Annotated in this window: 17 protein-coding genes and 1 pseudogene; 9 read left to right on the top strand and 9 right to left on the bottom strand. The window is 66.9% G+C overall.

The window, feature by feature from the left end; translation table 11 throughout:
* Positions 1–13 precede the first annotated feature (13 nt).
* The gene (locus Q0S71_RS00210) at positions 14–706 is read left to right on the top strand and encodes a DUF3334 family protein (RefSeq protein WP_295989969.1); all 693 of its coding nucleotides are present in this window, start codon (positions 14–16) and stop codon (positions 704–706) included.
* A 214-nt stretch (positions 707–920) separates the two neighbouring features.
* Here Q0S71_RS00210 and Q0S71_RS00205 read toward each other — a convergent pair whose 3' ends face one another.
* Positions 921–1,514: a TetR/AcrR family transcriptional regulator gene (locus Q0S71_RS00205; protein WP_295989966.1), complete on the bottom strand. Its 594-nt coding sequence runs from the start codon at positions 1,512–1,514 to the stop codon at positions 921–923.
* A 131-nt stretch (positions 1,515–1,645) separates the two neighbouring features.
* Between Q0S71_RS00205 and Q0S71_RS00200 the strand changes: the two genes are divergently transcribed.
* The 3 genes from Q0S71_RS00200 to Q0S71_RS00190 are packed head-to-tail and all read left to right on the top strand — an operon-like array spanning position 1,646 to position 4,079.
* On the top strand, positions 1,646–2,140 hold the full coding sequence (locus Q0S71_RS00200) for a DUF3237 domain-containing protein (RefSeq protein ID WP_295989964.1): 495 nt from the start codon (positions 1,646–1,648) through the stop codon (positions 2,138–2,140).
* Positions 2,140–2,853 (top strand): DUF3237 family protein, encoded by a 714-nt coding sequence (locus Q0S71_RS00195; RefSeq protein ID WP_295989961.1) that lies wholly within the window; start codon positions 2,140–2,142, stop codon positions 2,851–2,853. The genes Q0S71_RS00200 and Q0S71_RS00195 overlap by 1 nt, the downstream gene beginning before the upstream one ends.
* Entirely contained in the window at positions 2,853–4,079 is a 1,227-nt protein-coding gene (locus tag Q0S71_RS00190; RefSeq protein WP_295989959.1) for an MFS transporter, read from the top strand. Before Q0S71_RS00195 ends, Q0S71_RS00190 begins: the two co-directional genes overlap by 1 nt.
* 352 nt (positions 4,080–4,431) lie before the next feature.
* Here the strand turns inward: Q0S71_RS00190 and Q0S71_RS00185 are convergent, their stop codons facing one another.
* From Q0S71_RS00185 to Q0S71_RS00150, 8 genes are all read right to left on the bottom strand, one after another.
* Entirely contained in the window at positions 4,432–5,409 is a 978-nt protein-coding gene (locus tag Q0S71_RS00185) for an SPASM domain-containing protein (protein WP_295989957.1), read from the bottom strand.
* On the bottom strand, positions 5,406–6,236 hold the full coding sequence (locus Q0S71_RS00180; RefSeq protein ID WP_295989955.1) for a radical SAM protein: 831 nt from the start codon (positions 6,234–6,236) through the stop codon (positions 5,406–5,408). Before Q0S71_RS00180 ends, Q0S71_RS00185 begins: the two co-directional genes overlap by 4 nt.
* Positions 6,237–6,503: 267 nt before the next feature.
* On the bottom strand, positions 6,504–7,991 hold the full coding sequence (locus Q0S71_RS00175; protein ID WP_295989953.1) for an FGGY family carbohydrate kinase: 1,488 nt from the start codon (positions 7,989–7,991) through the stop codon (positions 6,504–6,506).
* Positions 7,988–9,010, bottom strand: a complete 1,023-nt coding sequence (locus Q0S71_RS00170; RefSeq protein WP_295989951.1) for an ABC transporter permease — start codon at positions 9,008–9,010, stop codon at positions 7,988–7,990. Before Q0S71_RS00170 ends, Q0S71_RS00175 begins: the two co-directional genes overlap by 4 nt.
* On the bottom strand, positions 9,007–10,026 hold the full coding sequence (locus Q0S71_RS00165) for an ABC transporter permease (protein WP_295989949.1): 1,020 nt from the start codon (positions 10,024–10,026) through the stop codon (positions 9,007–9,009). The genes Q0S71_RS00170 and Q0S71_RS00165 overlap by 4 nt, the downstream gene beginning before the upstream one ends.
* Entirely contained in the window at positions 10,023–11,570 is a 1,548-nt protein-coding gene (locus Q0S71_RS00160; RefSeq protein ID WP_295989947.1) for a sugar ABC transporter ATP-binding protein, read from the bottom strand. The genes Q0S71_RS00165 and Q0S71_RS00160 overlap by 4 nt, the downstream gene beginning before the upstream one ends.
* A gap of 16 nt (positions 11,571–11,586) precedes the next feature.
* Complete coding sequence (rhaS, locus tag Q0S71_RS00155; protein ID WP_295989945.1) at positions 11,587–12,585, bottom strand: rhamnose ABC transporter substrate-binding protein; 999 nt, start codon at positions 12,583–12,585, stop codon at positions 11,587–11,589.
* Between the two features lie 17 nt (positions 12,586–12,602).
* On the bottom strand, positions 12,603–13,403 hold the full coding sequence (locus tag Q0S71_RS00150) for a DeoR/GlpR family DNA-binding transcription regulator (RefSeq protein ID WP_295989943.1): 801 nt from the start codon (positions 13,401–13,403) through the stop codon (positions 12,603–12,605).
* Between the two features lie 394 nt (positions 13,404–13,797).
* Between Q0S71_RS00150 and Q0S71_RS00145 the strand changes: the two are divergent.
* The 5 genes and pseudogenes from Q0S71_RS00145 (at position 13,798) to Q0S71_RS00125 (ending at position 19,669) form a co-directional block, all read left to right on the top strand.
* Positions 13,798–15,823: pseudogene (locus Q0S71_RS00145) on the top strand (bifunctional rhamnulose-1-phosphate aldolase/short-chain dehydrogenase).
* Positions 15,824–15,888: 65 nt separating this feature from the next.
* Entirely contained in the window at positions 15,889–17,181 is a 1,293-nt protein-coding gene (rhaI, locus tag Q0S71_RS00140; protein WP_295989941.1) for an L-rhamnose catabolism isomerase, read from the top strand.
* A 139-nt stretch (positions 17,182–17,320) separates the two neighbouring features.
* On the top strand, positions 17,321–17,608 hold the full coding sequence (locus Q0S71_RS00135; RefSeq protein WP_295989939.1) for a hypothetical protein: 288 nt from the start codon (positions 17,321–17,323) through the stop codon (positions 17,606–17,608).
* On the top strand, positions 17,605–18,015 hold the full coding sequence (locus tag Q0S71_RS00130; RefSeq protein ID WP_295989938.1) for a hypothetical protein: 411 nt from the start codon (positions 17,605–17,607) through the stop codon (positions 18,013–18,015). The genes Q0S71_RS00135 and Q0S71_RS00130 overlap by 4 nt, the downstream gene beginning before the upstream one ends.
* A gap of 442 nt (positions 18,016–18,457) precedes the next feature.
* A complete protein-coding gene (locus tag Q0S71_RS00125; protein ID WP_295989935.1) occupies positions 18,458–19,669 on the top strand; it encodes a hypothetical protein in 1,212 nt (403 codons plus the stop codon).
* Positions 19,670–19,675: the final 6 nt, after the last annotated feature.

The following is a 19,675-nucleotide window of genomic DNA, read 5'->3' as shown; positions in this document are numbered from 1 at the left end:
TTGGGAGGAATCCATGAGTGCAGAGAACAAGGACGTGGTCTACGGGACCGAGGATGTGCTGGTCAGCCTGTGCAACTCGGTCACCCGTGTGCTGAACCTCGCCACGCAGAGCAAGCTCACGTATTCCGGCATGGTGCAGCGGATCACCAAAATCGGCCTGAAGCCCGATATCGGTTGCTTCGTGCTGTTCGACGGCGGCTTCAGCGGCCTGGTGGTGCTCAACTTCGCCGCCGAGACGGCAATGGAAGTGTACGAGCGCTATATGCTGCACATGGGCATGCCGAAAAGCGAACTGGCCAACTCCCATACCTCCGACGAAGTCTCGAACATCATGGGCGAGCTGATGAATCAGATCGTCGGCGACTTCACCGGCAAGGTGCGGCGCGAGCTGCAAACCAATATCACGCAGAACCAGCCGAAAATGCTGGTGCTCAACAAGCAGGTGATGCTCAGCGTGGATACGCCGCTGGACCGGCCGGAAATGCGCCGCGTGACCTTCTATACCGAGAAAAACAATATCTTCTACCTGGAACTGGCGATCGACCGCACCGAATTCATCAAGCTGCATGATTTCGATTCGAACGACGAGTCCGACCCCGACACCCTGATCGCGCGGGAATATGCGAACCAGGGCGCGTCGACCCCGGCGGCGCCCGTCACCGCGCAGGATGACAATTCCGATCTGCTCAAGTCGCTGGGCATGTAAATGCGGAAGGGATAGCGGCGCCGCATCCAAACGAGAGATGCCGGCCGCAAAGATTTGCGATATCTTAACTTGTACGATTTATCGTACCAGTTCGTGCCGCTCACCATCTCACTATCCCGTAAGCCGACCACTTCACCATACTATGCTGACGCCGATTACGAACAGCATGGAACAGCCGCCCCATGGCACGGCGGCAATGCGACTCGCTCAATGCCTATGCGGACACGGGCGGCAGATACAGCTCAAGCATGGCGGCGGCAACCACGCGGGCGGACGCCGCCGCTTGCGGGTTGGCGTCCATCTGCGCCGCGATCGAGGCGCCGTCGTACAACATGACCAGTTGCTGCGCCAGCTGCGCCGGCTGGTCGACGCCGGCGTCCCGCACTAGCCCCACGAACAAATCGGACAGCCATTTGCGCGCGTCGTCGCAGGTGTCACGCACGCTGCTGCCGGCGCGCGCTTCGAGTCCCGCCTTGGTGAACGCGCAACCGCGGAAATCGGCTTGCGCCATCAACTCGCCGAGCAGGTCGAACACTCCCAGCAGCCGTTCGCGCGGCGTCTCATATTGCTGCAAGCCAGCTGTGACGCGCCGCTGGCGCGCCTCCTGCCGCATCAGCAGGTAAGAGCGCACCAGCTCCTCCTTGCTGCCGAAACTGGCGTACAAGGAAGCCTTGGCCACGCCGGCGTGGGCGATGACCTTGTCGATACCGACGGCGTTGACGCCCTCCTCGTAAAACAGCGCCTCGGCGGCGGCCAGCAGGCGCTCGCGCGCCGGCAAACGTACAGTCGTTGAAATTTTCGTAGCCATGGATTGACAGTAACAGACAGGTCTGTACAATGCAAGAAAAAGACAGATCTGTCTACTTGCTATCAGGCAGCAAAATCACCCCCACACCTTACCGCCTTGTTCACCGCACTTACATCCCGAAAGGAAAAACCATGTCCGAACTCCGCCATGACGACCTGCCCGAGGTCTTAAAAAACATTAAAACGAAACCCCTGTTGACGATGCGCCTCGACGTCCGTCCGCTGCAAGTGATCGGCGCCACACCCGGCGCCACGCGCCGCATCGGCGTCGTGCCCGGCGGCCAATTCCACGGCGAGCGCCTGTCCGGCGTCATCCTCGAAGGCGGTAACGACTGGCAGTCGGTGCGCAATGACGGCAGCACCACGCTCGACGTGCGCCTGGTGCTCAAGACCGACGACGGCGCCCTGATCGGCATGACCTATCGCGGCGTGCGCCACGGCCCGGCCGACGTCATCGCCCGCCTGGAAAAAGGCGAAGTGGTCGACCCGGCCAGCTACTACTTCCGCATCATTCCGATGTTTGAAACGGCCGCGCCCCAATACGACTGGCTGAATCGCGTCGTCGCCGTCGGCAGCGGCCAGCGCCGCGCCGACGGCGTGGTCTACAACGTGTTCGAGGTGCTGTGATGCGTGCCACCACCATCACCACCGACACCGCCACCACCGCCGACGCGGCCGGCGCGGCCCAACCGCTGGCGCAACTGCAACCGCTGCCGCTGCCAACCACGCCCAGCATGCCGCGCCGCGCGTTCCTGCGCGCCAAGGCGCTGGTCGCCGGCGCAGTGGCGCTCGGCTATGTCTTGCCGGGCGCGGCCACCCGGGCGCTGGCCGCCGGTTCGGGCGCGCCAGCCGGCCTGTCGCCCGAGAACCTGCCCGCCGCCCTGACCGATCTGCGCCTCAAGCCCCTGTTGACGATGCGCCTCGATGTCCACCCGCTGCAAGTGATCGGCGCCACGCCCGGCGCCACCCGCCGCGTCGGCGTCGTGCCCGGCGGCCAATTCCACGGCGAGCGCCTGTCCGGCGTCATCCTCGAAGGCGGCAACGACTGGCAGTCGGTGCGCAGCGACGGCAGCACCACGCTCGACGTGCGCCTGGTGCTCAAGACCGACGACGGCGCCCTGATCGGCGTGACCTATCGCGGCGTGCGCCACGGCCCGGCCGACGTCATCGCCCGCCTGGAAAAAGGCGAGGTGGTCGACCCGGCCAGCTACTACTTCCGCATCATTCCGATGTTCGAGACGGCGGCCCCGCGGTACGACTGGCTGAACCGCATCGTCGCCGTCGGCAGCGGCCAGCGCCGCGCCGACGGCGTGGTCTACAACCTGTTCGAGGTGCTGTGATGCGCGCCGCTGCGGCCGCTGCCGCCGATGCCGCGCCGGTCTACACGCTGCGCCTGCAATGGCTGCTGGGGATCGCCTGCGGCCTGCTGATCGCCAACGTCTACTATGCCCAGCCGCTGACCGGACTGATTACCGCCGCGCTCGGCCTGCCGCGCGCCAGCGCCGGTCTGCTGGTGACGCTGCCGCTGATCGGCTACGGCACCGGCCTGCTGCTGGTGGTGCCGCTGGCCGACCTGGTCGAGAATCGCCGCCTGGTGCTGCTGATGGTCGGCCTGGAGGCGCTGTGCATGGCCCTCATCAGCATCACCAGCAATGCCGCGCTCTATCTGGTGGTCGCGTTCTGCGTCGGCACCACGGCGGCGGCGGTGCAGATCCTGGTTCCCTACGTCACCTTCCTGGCGCCGGAAGCGCAGCGCGGCCAGGCCGTCGGCCGCGTCGTCAGCGGCGTCATGCTGGGCATCATGCTGGCGCGGCCGGTGTCGAGCCTGATGTCGGACCTGGCGTCGTGGCGCGCCATCTTCGGCCTCTCGGCGGCGCTGATGGCCATGCTGGCCGTCGCGTTGCGCGGCATGCTGCCGGCGCGCCACCCGGCGCCCGGACTGACCTATCCGCGCCTGCTGCTGTCGCTGGGCCGGATCTTCGTCGGCACCCCCATCCTGCGGCGCCGCGCCATTTATCACGCCTACCTGTTCGGCGCCTTCAGCGTGTTCTGGACCGCCGTGCCGCTGTGGCTGAGCGGCCCGCAATTCGGCCTGACGCAGCGCGGCATCGCCTGGGTGGCGCTGGCCGGCGTGGCCGGCGCCATCGCCCCTCCGCTGGCCGGACGCATGGCCGACCGTGGCTTGAGCCGGCGCGGCACCGGGCTGGCGATGCTGGCGGTGATCGTCGCGTTCGCCGTCACCGCGCTGGCGCGCGGCGCCTCGCCGGTGGGGCTGGGACTGATCGTCTTTGCCGCCATCCTGCTCGACTTCGCCGTGTCGGCCAACCTGGTCTTCGGCCAGCGCGCGATTTATGCGCTGGGCGCCGAACAGCGCGGCCGCATCAACGGCCTGTTCATGGCCACCTTCTTCGTCGGCGGCGCGGTCGGCTCGGCGCTCAGCGGCTGGTGCTACACGCGCTACGGCTGGCCCGGCGTGACGGCGCTGGGCATGGCGCTGCCGGTGATCGCGCTGCTGTACTTCGCCACCGAGCAAACGGCGCCACGCCAACTTGCGGCCAGCCGCTAACGCTCCCGGCGCAACGATCGGCGCGGACGCCTGTTTTCGGCCGCTGACATTTGGACCGCGCACCGGCTTTAAAGTTCCGACGTGGTTTACGTGGCGCCGGAGTTGCAGCCGAGGGCGACCTCGGCATTGCGCTGTACCGTGGAGATAGGGAGCGAACAAGCTCAACCCCTGGGCCGCGCCCCAGTCGATATGCTCGCGGATGACACTCCCCCCGCCGCGTCGCGAGCGCAGCCGATCCAGTACGTCGAGACGATCCCGGCGTTGACGATCAATTCATCAAGCTGGCGCGGCTCGCCCTCAATAACCCGGCCGCGACCATGCTCTCGGGCACGCGCAGCCCTGACACCAACTGTCAGGGCCGGCGAACCAGTCGGTTCAGCCAGCGTTGGATGGTGCCCAGGGCCACCGGTGTCGCTACCGCGGCCGCCGGAGCCAGCGCCACAGCCGTTTCCTCAGCCATTTCGACCGGCGCTTCCTGAATAGGCTCGCGCTCCGGCGGCGGCAACTCGGCCGGCAGCGCTGGCAGCGTCGACTCGCCGTGGCGCATGGTGGCGTCAAACAGCACCAGGCCCAGCTTACGCTGGTCGCCGCCGCCGTCGGGCTCGCCAGGGGTGAAAGTCGGCGACAAGAGATCGATGCGATACATCTTGCCTGTCCGCAGGTGCAGCGGCAGCTCGACCTCTGTTACCTGGTTCTGCGTGCCGAAGAATGTTTGCTCCTGCAAGACGATGCCGAACTGTTTGCTGGCCTCGTCATACTCACGTAGTTGCACGGTCAGCGGCGATGCCGAATCATGCACGCTGAGGAAACGCAGCGCCAGCAGATTGTTGTCCTGGCGCGCCAACAGGTAGGTCCATGCCTCGCCGTTCGACCAGCGCCCGCCGATGCCATTCATGTCCGGCTCGAACGGATGCCAGCCGCGGCCGAATTTGTCGAGCGCCACGGCGGCGCCGCTCGCGGCCTCGGTATCGAACACGAATAGATTGCCCTGGCAACGGCGGCACACTTCGGCCTTCATCGAATCCTTGGCGATGGCCGTGCGCTGCGGACTGCGCAACAATTCCACCACCGACGTGTCGCGCAGATTCGGCAAGCCCATCTCGCCTTCGTAGTCGAGACAGCACAGCGACAACTGACCGTCGGCCAGCATCGAGACATTGTGCGCCATCGAGCAGTCGAGCGCCTCTTCACGCTCCTCGACGTAGACCAGTGCCTCCTTCGGCAAGAACGTCTTCATGAACGACTCTTCCTTGGTCCACAGGCCGAAGGTCTTGAAACGGATGAAGCAATTGGGCGCGAACATATAGCCCCAGAAGCGCTCATCGATCATGTCCGGGGCGCCTTCGGGCACGGTGTCGCGGCTGGCGGCGATGTGGTTGCGGCCGATCTGCTCGGCATATTTGTCGCGGCTGCGCGCGTCCTCGGTCGTAAATTGTTCGGGGAATTCGGCGCATAGCTCAGCGCCGAAGGCATCGAGCGATCGAGCAGCCCGCGCACGAAGGCGTCCTTGTCTTCGATGGCGAACGGGTCCCACATATTCAACTCGAAGTCGGATTGAATCGTCGAGTCTGCGCGCATGTTCGACGTCGACGTCACGTGCACCTCGATCCGTGATTCGCTGCCGTTGGCGAATTTTTCGCGCAGCGCCGGCAAGATGCGGTCGAAATATTGTTCGAAGCTGAGCTTGTCGTAGCCGCGCATGCGGCGGTAGGAATCCTCGGTCGGCGTTTGCAGGCTCAGCACCAGCGCGACGTTATCGTGCTGGAAGATGGCGCGGGCGCGCTCGGCGTCAAGGATGGCGAAATTGCTGATCAAGTAAACCTCGATGCCGTAACGTTCGCACAGGTCGATGTATTTATAGATCTTTTTGTTCAGCAAGGGCTCGCCCAGCACGTTGAACTGGATCGGCTTGTTCAGGCCGAGGTCGCGCACCTGCTCGATAAAGCGGATCGCCAGCTCGTCGTCGGCATTGCCGCGCTCCTTCTTTAAATAATCAGACGGACAGAAGGTGCAGTGCATATTGCAGTGGTTGGTCAGCTCCAGGAAAAAAACGTCCGGCTGTACCGCCCAGTCATGCACCGGCATCGGCTGCGCGGCGCGCGCTGGCAGCGGATGAGTGTCGGATGGCTTATCGGTGTGCAGATGAATTTTAATCATGGACGTGGGCGGCAGGGATGCGAAAAAATGAGGTACTGGATTCTACCCGCATTTGCCTACCGTCGCGATATATAGCCGAGGTGACTCGGCGGGCGGGTCCGCCCTTCGACGACCATAAACGCTGATTGCATACCGGTCCCGACAAGGTGTCACGCAAAGGGGATACAGCTGGCGATCCAGCGCGCCTTGCATCCAAGGCCCGCGATGTATGCTATTAAGCATCGAACAATCAAGGGGTCAAACGACTGTTCAAAGCCGCTTTATTCATCAAGATGAAGATTCGAGCGATCCATCCACACACGCCGATGCGCCCGCCGGCCCCTCGATCAATGCGCGCCAGCGGTTGCGGTAGTCCAACCAGCCTCGCGGCGTCAGGGCGTGGACCGAGCGCAGCGGCGTGGCGCTGCGCTGGCCCCAGCGGTGCAACATCCAGCCGCCGCAGGTGGTGCCGCACTCGTCGTCCGACACCAGCACTTCCTGGCGCCCGCGCAGGCCGGCCAGCAGGCCGGCGAAATGGGCGTTGCCGGCGAAGCTGCCCTCGATCACGATGCTCCCCTCCGCTTGCAGCGCATCGAGGCAATAGTCGCTCATCAGCGCGCAATAGATGGTCGCCAGCGCGTAGCGTTCGCGACCATTGCGGGGCGGCGGCCCGCTCACTACGCCGACGCGGCCGACAAACGGCCCGCCGGCGTCCGCGAAACTGGGCAGGGCGAAGCTGCCCCGCTCAATCAGGCCGGCCAGCTCGGCGCCGTCACAAACCTCGCAGACCTCGCCTTGCGGCCCCGCCAGCGCGGCGAATTCGCGCCCGCCCATGAAGCGCATGCAGGCCACCGGCTTGCCCACTGCGCTGACATTGGCCAGCATGTCGAGCGACTCCGACAAGCCATTGTCAGTTCGGCCCAGCGCGGCGGCGATGACCCAGGTGCCGGTCGACAGCACCGTGCACCGGCGCGCGCCGTCCCGCGCCGACATGTCGAGGTAGCGCAACAGCGAGGCATTGCTGTCTTGGATGCCGCACAGCACCTTGCAATCGGCCGGCAGGCCGGTGGCGGCGGCCAGTTCCCCGCGCAGCGGGCCGAGCGCCGTCCACGCCGTGCGCAGCGGCGGCAAAAGGCGGCCCCTGTCCATCGCGTCGACCAGGCTGGAAGGCCGGCCCGGCAGGGGCTGCCACAGGTCCGTGTGGCAGCCGAGCGAGGTCACTTCGCTGGCGGCCACGCCGCACAAGCGCCAGGCCCAGTATTGCGGATACATGAGGATGTGGCGCGCCCGCGCGAACTGCGCCGGAAACGTGCGCGCCTGCCAGTACAGCTGGCGCCCCAGGTTCAGGCCGGCCGGCAGGTCCGGCGAGCCGCTGTCGGCGAACGCCGGCCGCACGCGCCGGTAGTCCGCGCTTAACTCTTGCGGCAGCGTCGATTCGTAATCGAGCACCGGCAGCACCAGGCCGGCGTCGTCGACCAGCACCGCCGTCGCGCCATGCGTGACCGGCACGATGGCTTCGATGCGCGCCAGCGCCGACATCGCTTTCAGCGCCGCCAGCAACCACTGCCAGATGCCTTCGACATCGTGGTGCGGATACGGTCCGTCGTCCAGCGTCCGGTTCGGCCGGCGCTGCTCGGCCAGCACGGCGCCGCCGGCGCCGACCAGGGTCAGCTTCACGTTCGACTTGCCGATGTCGAGCACGGCCGTGGCCCCCGCCGTCCGGGTTCCGGCCTCCCCCGCCGCCGCAGCGGCAGCCGCCGTTCCGGTCCCGCTCATGCGCGCCCCTGGCGGCCGCGCAGCAGGCGCGGCACGGCGATCGTCACCAGGAGCAGCACGCCGATCACGATGGTCATGTAAATACCGGGCACGTTGAGCAGCGCCAGGCCGTAGTTTACCATACCCAGCGTCAGCACCGACAGCAGCACGCCGCCCATGGTGCCGACGCCGCCGCCGATGCCGACCCCGCCCAGTATCACCATCGTGATCGCTTCGAGCTCCCAGCCCATGGCGATGTTCGGGCGCGTGCTGCCGATGCGCCCGGTCAGCAAAAAACCGGCCAGCCCGGCCATCGCCCCGGTCAGCACGAACAGCAGCAGGCGGTAGCGCTCGACCCGTATGCCGGCGAAGCGCGCCGCCACCGGATTGTTGCCGATGGCGTAGATGCGCCGCCCCCATGCCGTCGCGTGCAACACGAAGGCGAACAGCGCCGTGCACGCCAGCAGCACCACGAAGGGACGCGGCACCACGTCGAAGAAATAGCCCTGGCCCCACTCCACCATCAGCGCCGGATAGCCGGTGTAGGCCTGGTCGCCCAGGATCACGCTGGCCAGGCCGCGAAACAGCGACACCGTGCCGATGGTGACGACGATGGACGGCAAGGCGAAGCGCGTCACCAGCGCGCCGTTGAGCAGGCCGCAGGCCGCGCCCGTGGCCACGGCCACCGGCAGCATGGTTTGCGGCGGCCAGCCGGCGTGCAGCGCCATGCCCATCGCCACCGACGCCAGCGCCAGCGCCAGGATGGCAGAGACGGAAATGTCGATCTCGCGGCAGATGATGAGCAAGGCCATCGGCAAGGCCAGCAGCGCCTTTTCGCTGAAGTTGAAGCTGCTGTCGGCCAGATTGTAGTAGTCGAAAAAGTTCGGTATCCACACGCTGTTGCCAACGAAGATGGCCAGCAACAGCAGCGCCAGCAAGCTTTCCCAGCGCCCCAGCGCGCGCCGTACGCGGCGGCCCTGGCGGTCGCCGATGGTGTAGCGCGACGCGCGCAGCGCCGCGTCGGGTAGGGGAGCGTTCACGCGGCGGTCCTTGCGTCGGTGTGGGTCACATGGAGCGGCAGGATTTGCCGGCCCCGGTGGATCTTGCCGCGCGCGTTAATCAACACGGCCGTCAGTATCACCAGCCCGGTCAGCGCGCTTTGCCAGAACGGCGACACTTGCAGCACCGGCAGCGCGTTGTTGATGACGCTGAGGAACAGCGCGCCCAGCAGCGTGCCGGTGACGCCGCCGACGCCGCCGGCGATGCTGACGCCGCCGATCACGCAGGCCGCGATCACGGTGAATTCAAAGCCGTAGGCGATCTCGGTGTAGGCCACGGCGTAGCGCGCCACCCACAGGTAGCCGCACAGGCCGGCCATGGCGCCGGACAGGCCGTAGGTCCAGCACAGGCGCGGCGCGCTGGCGATGCCGACGTAGCGCGCCGCCACCGCATCGTTGCCGATGGCGTAGAGGTCGCGCCCGAAGCGGCTGTAGCGCACGATCCAGCCGACCACGCAGATGGCGCCGGCGCAGAACCAGACCAGGCAGCTCACGCCCAGGAAGCGGCTCAGCGGCAAGGCCATGAAGGCGGCCGGCATCTGCCGCGACGACACCCAGGCGCCGCCCGAGAGCACGAACACCAGGCCGCGATACACGCTCATGGTGCCCAGCGTGACGACGATGGGCGGCAATTGCAGATAGCCGATCAGGGCGCCGTTGAGCAGTCCCAGCAGCAGGCCCACGGCCAGCGCCGCCAGCACCACCAGCGCCACCGGCAGCTCTGGATGGTGCACGGCCAGCAGCGCCGACAGCATGCCCGCCAGCGCCAGCGTCGACGCCACCGACAAATCGATGCCGCGCGTGACGATCACGCACATCTGCGCCAGCGCCAGCATGGCCAGCAGGGTGCCGTCGCTGAGCACATTGCCCAGGCTGGCCGCGCCCAGGAACACCGGCGCGCGCAGTCCGATCAGCAGCACCAGCAGGCCGATGCACAGGGCCAGCTGCGCCTCGCGCAATTTGAACCACGACAGCAAGTGCGGTTTCAGCCAGCTCATGCGGCCTCCTCCGCCACCGCGCAGCCGGAGGCCGCCGCCACCACGCGCTCCGGCGTCGCCTCGGCGCGGCTGAAGCCGCATGCGATGCGGCCCTGGCGCATCACCATCACGCGGTCGGCCATGCCCAGCACCTCCGGCAATTCGGACGACACTAGTATCACGGCCAAACCCCGCTCGACCATCTGCCGGATCAGGGCGTGCACGGCCGCCTTCGAGCCGATGTCGATGCCCTTGGTCGGCTCGTCGAGGATAATCACGCGCGGATCGGTGGCCAGCCATTTGGCCAGCACCACTTTTTGCTGGTTGCCGCCCGACAGTTCCGACACCGGCTGCAAAAAATGCGCGGCCTTCAATTCCAGCTGCGCGCACAAACGCCGCGCGATCGCCGTTTCCTTGGCCCGCTTGCCGCGCAACAGGAAGCCGATGCGCGACAAGATCGGCAGGGTGATGTTGTGCAAAATCGGCAGCGACAGATGGGCGCCCTGGTGCTGGCGGTCCTCGGGCACGTAGGCGATGCCGTGGGCGATGGCGTCGCCGGGTGAGTTCACGGCGACGGCCACGCCGTCGATGGTCAGCGTGCCGGCGCTGTGGCCGCCCAGCCCGAACAGCGCTTGCATCACTTCCGAGCGGCCGGCCCCGACCAGGCCGTAGAAGCCGAGGATTTCGCCGCGCCGCACCGAGAAACTGATGTCGCAAAATTCCGTCGGATGGCTATAGCCCTGCACTTCCAGCAAGGTGGCGCCGGGCGCCGCGTCGCCCTGCGGGAACACGGCGCCGACGCTGCGCCCGACCATCAGCGCGACCAGCTCGGCCTCGGCGATGTCGGCCAGCGCGCCGGTCGCCACGCACTGGCCGTCGCGCAGCACGGCGTAGCTGTCGGCCACCGCGTAGATCTCGTCGAACTTGTGGGAGATGAAAATGACCGCCGTGCCGGCCGCGCGCAACTGGCCGATGATGCGGTACAGCTCGCGGATTTCGCGCTGCGACAGCGACGCCGTCGGCTCGTCGAGGATGACCACGCGGGCGCGCTGCGACAGGGCCCGCGCGATGCCGACGAAATGGCGCTGCGCCACGCTCAGGTCCTTGACGCGGGCGCGCACCGGCAACGCCACCTCCAGCCGCGCGAACAGGACCTCGGCCTCGCGTTCGATGCGGCACCAGTCGACCCGCGGCGGAAAGCCGTGGCGCGGCTGGCGGCCGGCGAAAATATTCTCGGCCACGGTGAGCTCGTCGAACATCACGGTTTCCTGATGCACCGCCGTGATGCCGGCGCGCATCGCGTCCTGCGGGCCGGCCAGGCGCAGCGCCGCGCCGTCGAGCGTGATGGCGCCGCTGTCGGGCTGATAAATACCGGTCAGCGTCTTCACCAGCGTGGACTTGCCGGCGCCGTTCTCGCCGACCAGCGCCAGCACCTGGCCCGGCCGCAGCGACAGCGTCACGTGGTCGAGCGCGACGATGCCGTCGAAGCGCTTGCAGATGCCGGCCAGCGCCAGCACCGGCGCCGTGACCGCAGCCGTGATCGGCTCAGCCGAAGGAGGTGTCATATTCATCGTCGCCGGCTCAGAAGATTTTCACGAACTGGTCGACGTTGTCCTTGTTGTAGGTGAACGGCGGCGCCATCGCCGCCTCGCCGTCGGCGTCGAGCTGGAGCTTGCCCATGCGGCCGACGGCCACGCTCTCGCCCGGCTTGCCGCTGGCGCGGCCCTTGACGAATTCATAGGCGGCGTAGGTGATGGCGTAGCCGAGGTCGATGGGATTCCAGATCGCGAAGCTTTTCACGGCGCCGCTTTTGACGTGGCCGGCCATCTCGGACGGCAGGCCCAGGCCGGTCACGTAGACCTTGCCGACCAGGTGCTCGTCGACCACCGCCTTGGCGGCCGCGTTGATGCCGACGGTGGTCGGCGCGATGATGGCCTTCAGGTCGGGATGGCTGCGCAGCAGGCCGATGGCCTCGCGGTAGCTCTTGTCGGACTGGTCGTCGCCGTAGACGGTGGCGACCAGCTTCAGCTTGGCGAACTCGGGCGTCTGCAAGTCCTGCTTCATCACGCCGATCCAGATATTCTGGTTGGTGGCCTGGGCCGTGGCCGACAGGATGGCGATCTCGCCGCTGCCGCCGATGGCGTCGGCCGCCAGTTCGAGCTGCTTGCGGCCGATCAGCGCCGGGCCGGACGGATTCAGCTGCATGGCCCGGCCGTCCTTGGCCACGCCGCTGTCGAAGGACAGCACCTTGATGCCGCGCTGCATGGCCTTGCGCGTGATCGGCACCAGCGCCGTGGCGTCGTTGGCCGAGATGACGATGGCGTCGACCTTCTGGCTGATCAGGGAATTGATGATCTCGATCTGCCCCTCGGCGGTCGGCGCGGTCGGCCCGGTGTAGATGACGTCGACGTCGCCGAGCTGCTTGGCCGCCTCCAGCGCGCCCTGGTGGGCGGCGTCGAAAAAGCCGTTGCCCAGGTTTTTCACCACCATCGCGATGCGCACCCGTGGCGCCGCTTCGACCTGTCCTGCCAGTACGGCGCCCAGCACGAAGGCCGCCAGCGCGAGTTTAACTATTTTCATTGCGTCTCCTTGGTTTTTTAATGTAAATCCTGCGCCAACGCTTCCGGCGCGACCGTGATTACCTTCACTCCCTGTTGCTCCAGCATCTGCAACGCCGCTTTCGGCGCGCCGGTGTCCGTGACGACGCAGGACACCCGTTTCAAGTCGCACAATATCAGTCCGGTCTTGCGTTCGAACTTGGAACTGTCGGCCAGCACGATCAACTCCTCGGCCTGGCCGATCAGGCGCTTTTCGGCCTGGATCAGCAAGGGATCGGCTTCCATCAAGCCCAGCATCGACAGGCCGTAGATGCCCATGAACATCTTGGCGGCGTAGTGGTGCTGGGTGATGTCGTTGTCGAAAGGGCTCAGTATCACGTTCTGTTCGCGATAGACCTTGCCGCCGGGGACGATGATTTCGTTTTCGCTGGTGCGCAGCAGCTGCTCGGCCATCAGGAAGGAATTGGTCAGGATCTTGAGCTGCCGGTCGACCAGGAATTCCACCATCATGTGGGTGGTGGTGCCGCCGTTGATGATGATCGATTCGCCGTCCGCGCACAGGCTGGCGGCCATGCGCGCGATGGCGCGCTTCTGCGCCGCGCAGGAGGCGATATTGTGCTGGAAGGTTTCGCCCGACAGGCTGAAGTCGCGCCGCTTCTGCGGCAGGTTCTCGGCCCCGCCCCGGGTCCGCGTGAGCAGGTTGCGGGCGGCCAGCCAGACGATGTCGCGCCGCACCGTGGCCGGCGAGGAACTGAGCCAGTCCACCAGTTGCGGCACGCTCGCTTCGTGGTGCTCGACGAGCAGCTTCAGCAAACGCTTGCGGCGGTTGTGGTTAATCACGGTGGTCTCCTGTGCGAGCCAGCTTCTTGCCGGCGTATGCCAGGCCGAGCCGACTTCTTGTGTAAAGCAGGCTAAGCATTCGCACCCGCGTTGTCAATCACGTATCGATCAACGTGATGATTATTTCAGTAATATTTCAGCGCCATGTACGCGAGGCAAGCCCGCGCCGCGTCCATCCAATCAACTTGATGATCGTTTTCAATTCGCTCACCGAATTGATCGTCCGGTGATTGACGCCGGGCGCGCGCTGATTTCTACTGGTGGCCATCGGCGCAACTGTCGCCGTGAGCGGCCCGCCAGCGGCCCCCTATTCCATCTGGAGACTAGAATGACCGCACCTTCCGCCACCAACGAGCCCATCGCCTCGCGCTGGGACGACGCCCTGGCCGCCGCCATGAGCGAGCCCGAGCTGCTGCTCTACCGCTCCAACCTGCTCGGCGCCGACCTGCGCATCACCAATTTCGGCGGCGGCAACACCTCGGCGAAAGTGATGATGGCCGATCCGCTCAGCGGCGCGCCGGTCGAGGTGCTGTGGGTCAAGGGCTCGGGCGGCGACCTCGGCAGCATCAAGCTGGACGGCTTTTCCACGCTGTACATGGACAAGCTGCAAGCGCTCAAGCAGCGCTACCGGGGCCGCGAACACGAAGACGAGATGGTGGCCTACCTGCCGCACTGCACCTACAACCTCAACCCGCGCGCGGCCAGCATCGACACCCCGCTGCACGCCTACATCGCCCGCAAGCACGTCGACCACATGCATCCCGATGCGCTGATCGCCATCGCCGCCTGCGCCTCCAGCCGCGACCTGACCGCGTCTATCTTCGAGGGCGCGCTGGGCTGGCTGCCGTGGCAGCGTCCCGGCTACGACCTGGGCCTGAAGCTGGCCGCCCTCACCGAGGCCCAGCCCGGCCTGCAAGGCATCGTCCTCGAAGGCCACGGCCTGTTCACCTGGGGCGACAGCGCCAAGTCCTGCTACGACACCACGCTGGCCATCATCAAGCGGGCCGAAGCCTGGCTGTCTGGCCACGTCAGGCAGCCGGCCTTCGGCGGCCCACGGGTCGCGCCGCTGGCGCCGGCCGAGCGCACCGCCCTGGCCAGCCGCCTGATGCCCATCTTGCGCGGCAAGATCAGCCGGGACGAATACAAGCTCGGCCACTTCGACGACGGCGCCGCCGTGCTCGAATTCGTCTGTAGCGCCGACCTCGCGGCGCTGGCCGCGCAAGGCACGTCCTGCCCCGACCACTTCCTGCGCACCAAGATCCGTCCGCTGGTGCTGGACTTCGACCCGGCCCGGCCCGACTTCGACGCCCTGGTCGACGGCCTAGACGCCGCGCTGACCGCCTACCGCGCCGACTATGCCGCCTATTACGCGCGCTGCAAGCGGCCCGACAGCCCGGCCATGCGCGACGCCAACGCCATCATCTACCTGATCCCCGGCGTCGGCATGCTGTCCTTCGCCAAGGACAAGCCGACGGCGCGCATCGCCGGCGAGTTCTACGTCAACGCCATCAATGTGATGCGCGGCGCCAACGGCGTCGACCGCTACGTCGGCCTGCCCGAGCAGGAAGCCTTCGACATCGAATACTGGCTGCTGGAAGAAGCCAAGCTGCAACGCCTGCCCAAGCCGAAAAGCCTGGCCGGGCGCATCGCGCTGGTGACCGGCGGCGCCGGCGGCATCGGCCAGGCGGTGGCGCGCCAGCTGCTGCGCGAAGGCGCGTGCGTGATGCTGACCGATATCGACGCGGCGGGCCCGCGAGGACTTGCAGCAAGTGGCCGGGGCCGACCACGTGGCCGCCACCTGCGCCGACATCACCGGCGAAGCCGAGGTCGACGCCATCTTCGCCGCCACCGCGCTGGCCTTCGGCGGCGTCGACCTGCTGATCTCGAACGCCGGCATCGCCTCCTCGGCGCCGCTGGACGAAACCAGCCTGGCCGTGTGGGAGCGCAACCAGTCCATCCTCGTGACCGGTTACTTCCTCGCCAGCCGGGGCGCCTTCCGTATGATGAAACAGCAGCATCTGGGCGGCAGCATGGTCTTCATTGCCAGCAAGAACGGCCTGGTGGCATCGGCCGGCGCGGCGGCCTATTGCACCGCCAAGGCGGCCGAAATCCATTTGGCGCGCTGCGTCGCGCTCGAAGGCGCCGAGCACGGCATCCGCGTCAACGTCGTCAATCCCGACGCCGTGATCCGCGGCTCCCGCATCTGGGACGGCAAGTGGAAACAGGAGCGCGCCGCCTCCAACAAGATAGACCCCGACGACATCGAAGAGTTCTACCGCCAGCGCAGCCTGTTGAAACGGAGCGTGCTGCCCGAAGATATCGCGGAAGCCGTATACTTCCTGGCAAGCGACAAGGCCGGCAAAAGCACCGGCAACATCCTCAACGTCGACGCCGGCAACGCGGCGGCCTTCACCCGCTGACACGCTGATACGCCGGCCCCACTAAAAAACGCGGCGCGCCACGGCGCAGCCGCAAGGAGACGATCATGAACACCGTAATCAATCCGGCCCTGGTGGCCGAACACAACGCCGGCGAGCGCGCCCGCCTCGACGCCGACTACGACGCGCTGGCCGGCATGCTGCAACGCCGCGGCGTGGACATCGAGGCGCTGACGGCGCAGGCGCAACGTTTCGCGCTGGCCATACCCAGCTGGGGCGTGGGCACCGGCGGCACCCGCTTCGCGCGCTTTCCCGGCCCCGGCGAACCGCGCAACGTGATGGAAAAGCTGGAGGACTGCGCCGTCATCCACCAGCTCGCGCGCGTCATGCCGACCGTTTCGCTGCACTTCCCGTGGGACGCCGGCGACCCGGCCGCCCTGCGCCAGGCGGCCGAGGGCTACGGCCTGGGCTTCGACCTGGTCAACTCCAACACCTTCCAGGACCAGGCCGGCCAGGCGCACAGCTATAAATTCGGCAGCCTGACCTCGCACAGCGCGGCCGTGCGCGAGCAAGCCGTGCAGCACAACATCGACTGCATCGCACTGGGCCGCGCGCTCGGCTCCAAGGGCCTGACCGTGTGGGTGGGCGACGGCGCCAACTTCCCCGGCCAGCACAATCTGCGCGGCGCGCTGGAGCGTTACCTCGACAGCGCGCGCCTGATCTATCAAGCCCTGCCGGACGACTGGCTGATGTACATCGAACACAAGCTGTTCGAGCCGGCCTTCTACGCCACCACCATCGCCGACTGGGGCACCAGCTACGCCTGCGCCACGGCGCTGGGACCGAAAGCCAAATGCCTGGTCGACCTGGGCCACCACGCGCCGAACACCAACATCGAAATGATCGTGGCCCGGCTGGCCCAGTTCGGCAAGCTGGGCGGCTTCCACTTCAACGACAGCAAATACGGCGACGACGACCTCGACGCCGGCAGCATCGATCCCTTCCAGCTGTTCCTGGTGTTCAACGAGCTGGCCGACGCCGCCCAGCGCGACGGCGCCGCCTTCCGCCCGGCCTATATGCTGGACCAGTCGCACAATGTGACCGATCCGATCGAAAGCCTGATGAGCAGTGCCGTCGAAGTCCAGCGCGCCTACGTGCAGGCGGCGCTGGTCGACCGCGCCGCGCTGCGCCACCACCAGGAACGGAACGACGCCTTGCAGGCGGCGCAGACCCTGAAGCACGCCTATCGCACCGACGTCGGCCCGATCCTGACAATGGCCAGGGTGCGCGCGGGCGCGGCGGCCGATCCGGTGGCCTGCTACCGCGCGGCGGCCTACCGCGAACAGCAACGCCGGGCGCGGCCGCCCAGGGCGGGCGCCAGCGGCAGCGGCATCGTCTGAGGCACGGGGAACAGACCGCGCGGGGCGGGCACGCCATCGCGCGGCGCGGCCGCCCCGAACGGCCTGAGCGCGCTGCTGTTCAACTTGACAAATCATGGTGGGCTGGATATCTTGAAGATATCTCAAAAAAGACAATTCCATGGCCACCCGTACCATCGCCAATCAGATAGCATTTCGCTACCGCACCACCGACAGCGCCACCGGTGTCACGCGCGAAACAGCCAAACGCCTGGCCGAGCAGTTGGGCGTCGATGAAACTCAGGCCATCCACAGGGCACTGCGTGATCTCGCCGTCAAGCTGCTACCGCAGTACGAAGCCGACGATGGTCCATTAACAGCGACCCAGGTGCGCGACATCAAAAAGCGCGCGCCACAGGGCAACAAGCGCTCGGTGCGTTCCAGCCTGCTGGACACTGAAACCAGATGACGCCCTTATGGTGGGCGGAACCCACCGCCGGAGAAATCGTCTGGTGCCACTTTCCCGACCACATCAACCCACGTCCCAAGCCGAGGCCGGCACTGATACTCGCGGTCTTCGACGATGACGCGCCGCAGTTTCACGTCCAGGTCGCTTACGGCACCAGTCAGCGCACCACGACACTCCACCGCGGCGAATTTTCGATCTTGCGTGAGCGTAATCGAGCCGCTGACGAAACCGCTGGGCTGAGCTACGATACCAAGTTCGATCTCAAGCAAGCCATCGACCTGCCCTACACCACCGAGTGGTTTTCGGTACCGCCGGCCGCGCCACATGGGCAGACACCGAGGCTGGGCACCCTGCACCCATCTCTGGTCCCGGCGCTCCAGGCGGCCTATCGCGCAGCGACCGAATAGGCCGACGCTGTCCACGCTGGCGCGCATCGCGAACATCGTCTGAAACATGGCCAAGAGCGCCACGCGGGCGCGGCTCGGTGCGGCGATTTATCGCACTGAACCGGCCCATGTGTGCAATTAATCCAAGGTAATACTAGTTTTCCTAAAGCATTAATCGACAGCCGCCGCTTCGCTGTATATAGTTGCACCTATGGCCCTGGACCTCGTTCTTGGCCCGCACCCCCACCCCGTGCTCACCGCTGCCGCCGGCGCTCCCATCGAGCCGCAAGGCTGCCCACTCTCCGATATCGATCTTCTACCATTTGCCGCCCGGGCAGCTTGCGCCGGGCGGCCCGCCTTAGGCTGTCCCTATCGCCAACGTCCATTTCCGGGTGCCCGCATGCCTTCAAGCTTCACCGCCTCATTCCGCCGTTGTCTTCCGCTAGCGCTGGCCTGCGCGGCCATGCTCGACGCCGGCGCGGCGGACGCCGACCCGGCGCCGGCCGACGGCGCGCCCTTGCCCAGCTGGACCTTCGGCGGCTACGGTACGCTGGGCGCCGTCCATTCCAGCGAGCACGAGGCCGACTTCACCGCCAACGTCCTCACCCCCGGGAGCGCCGGCCACAGCCGCAGCTGGAGCGCCGACGTCGACAGCCGGGTCGGCATGCAGCTCGGCGTGCAGCTGACGCCGGCGTTGTCGGCGGTGCTGCAACTGGTGTCCGAGCGCGGCTTGACCGATTCCTGGCGCCCGGCCGTCGAGTGGGCCAACCTCAGCTACCAGGTCGGCCCGGACCTGAGCGTGCGCGTCGGCCGCATCGCCCTGCCCCTGTTCCTGGCCGGCGACTACCGCAAGGCCGGCTACGCGCTGCCGTGGGTGCGGCCGCCCGTGGAACTGTACGACGCCATCCCGATCAGCAACAGCGACGGCGTCGACGCCAGCTACCGCTGGACCCTGGGCGGCTTCAACCACGTCACCCAAGCCTTGTTCGGCCGCACCGACATCAGCATCGGCGCGCTAGCGCGGGCCAGGGCGCGCAGGCTGGCCAGCCTGTCCGACACCGCCACCAGCGGCGCCCTGACGGTGCGCGCCAGCGTGCTCTCGACCGAACTCACGGTCGACGTCGCCACCGCCTATTTCAACGCCCTGCGCCAGTTCGGCCCGCAAGGCGCGGCGCTGGCCGACCGCTACGGCGCGCGCGCCAAGAACACCTGGGTCGCCAGCGTCGGCGCAAGCTACGATCCCGGCGCCTGGTTCCTGATGGCCGAGATCGGCCGCGCGCAGTCGCACTCCTTCTTCGGCGACAAGACCGCCGGCTACCTGAGCGGCGGCTACCGGTACGGCATCCTGACGCCCTATGCGACCTGGTCCAAGGTGCGCGCCAACATGCCGACCCGCGTGCCCGGCCTGGACCTGGCCGGTTTGCCGCCGCCGCTGGTCGGCGCCGGCGCCGCGCTGAACGCCGGCCTGAACGGACTGCTCAGCTCGGTCGCCCGCCAGCACACCAGCACCGTCGGCCTGCGCTGGGACTTCCACAGCAATCTGGCGCTGAAGCTGCAATACGACAGGCTGACGCCGGAACCGGGCTCGACCGGCACGCTCATCAATGTGCAGCCCGGCTTCCAGTCCGGCCATGCCATCGGCGTGAGCAGCGCCGTCATCGATTTTGTGTTCTGAGGTGGC

Origin of the sequence: Rugamonas sp., assembly GCF_025354735.1 — a bacterium.
GTDB lineage: Bacteria > Pseudomonadota > Gammaproteobacteria > Burkholderiales > Burkholderiaceae_D > Rugamonas.
The sequence above is the reverse complement of the archived record's forward strand: the minus strand, read 5'-3'. Positions and strand labels throughout refer to the sequence as shown.